2 protein-coding genes are annotated in these 1,392 nt (G+C 41.5%); both read right to left on the reverse strand.

The annotated features are described in order from the left end of the window. Positions 1-420 precede the first annotated feature (420 nt). Positions 421-936 (reverse strand): outer membrane beta-barrel protein, encoded by a 516-nt coding sequence (locus tag R7035_RS25325; RefSeq protein WP_005454858.1) that lies wholly within the window; start codon positions 934-936, stop codon positions 421-423. Between the two features lie 243 nt (positions 937-1,179). Continuing rightward, the coding region (locus R7035_RS25330) for an outer membrane beta-barrel protein (protein WP_318146335.1) at positions 1,180-1,392 on the reverse strand (213 nt) is incomplete at its 5' end.

A 1,392-nucleotide genomic window follows, 5' to 3' on the forward strand; every position in this document is an offset into this window, starting at 1 on the left:
TGTGTCGATACTATATTTTTTAAATGCATTATCCATAAATACAAATTTAACGTAATTTGAAACGCTTCTCAGGGGAGAAGAACTCCAATACCGCCCTCCATTAATTTGAACTCTAAACTTTAAAAACGATGCAAAGTTTATCACCAATCACAAATTTATGCAAAAATGACACTTTTATTGCATATTTACAGCAAAAAAACGCCAAACAAGTGTCTTCAACTCACAGAAATAAGCTACGACATCTAACTATTTTTCGAAATTGGAATACACAGAGGAAAACAGTCAATCAACAAGGTCAAACGGTATTCAGAACAAAAGAGATGACCTCGCACATAAGTGCGAGACCATGTTGAGATAGGTGGAGTTTTTCAACCAACTGTGAAGGGTGAGTTGGATAAAGAAGATCGGGAAGTTTGCGGTTTACAAGAAATGGAAAGTCACGTTGCCCGTAAAGCTGCTTAGGTTATCGCTGTCCCCATTGATATCCACGCCAAATGATTGGTAACTTGCACCAACAGAGATATTGTCTAACAAGAAATATTCTGCGCCGACGCCATACATGTAAGACACGCCATCATCTTTGCTGACCGAGCTTAATCCGCCATTGTAATCGACATTGAATGCATTAATGCCGCCTTTGGCATACACATGTAGCGGACCAAAATCGATGCTTGGTTTCGCCGCTAAGTAGAACGAAGTGAAATCCGCATCCCCTTTGTTGCCACCGAAAGACAAGTCGACTTTACCGTGGTTGAAATAGCCGACTTCGATACCGATTAATGGCAGAATCCCCGTTCCGACATGCACGCCATACGTTGTGTCGTTTTCGCCATCAATATCTGATTGACCAATTTGGCCGCCTGCATAAATCCATGAGTCAGCGAGCACTGATGTTGAACACAACGCCAAAGCCAATAACGAGAGTTTTGTTTTCATAGTTATACCTTCCTGTTCGATTCCTGAACGGAACATTACGCATACATGCGCACCTACTCGTCACTATATATTGGAAGGCATGGCGAATTTAAGACCAAAAGGTGAATAATTTATGTTCAACTTTTGTTTGTGTGATATCAATTCAGGTGAATAGTAGAATTAAGAGCAGTTAGGATTATCAATAGACAAAAAAACACCGGCGCAATGCCGGTGTTCAGAATTTGCATCATCTTGAACGGATGATTATAGGAAGTGCAATGTCGCGTTAACAGAGAACGTACCGATGTCGTCTTTGCCCGCAGTGTAGTTCATGTAGCTAGCACCAACAGACATTGGACCAAAAATGAAGTACTCAGCGCCTACACCGTACATTAGATCGAAATCATCATCGTCTTTGCCGCCTTTTACTTTCTTATCCCACTGGTGGATACCACCTTTCGCGTAAACGTGCAGTGG

It is taken from the genome of Vibrio sp. 1731, from assembly GCF_033339955.1.
Taxonomy (GTDB): Bacteria; Pseudomonadota; Gammaproteobacteria; order Enterobacterales; family Vibrionaceae; genus Vibrio; species Vibrio alginolyticus.

Excerpts from the sequence above, each read along its gene's own strand:
- R7035_RS25325 (WP_005454858.1), bottom strand. The coding sequence starts at position 936 with ATGAAAACAAAACTCTCGTTATTGGCTTTGGCGTTGTGTTCAACATCA.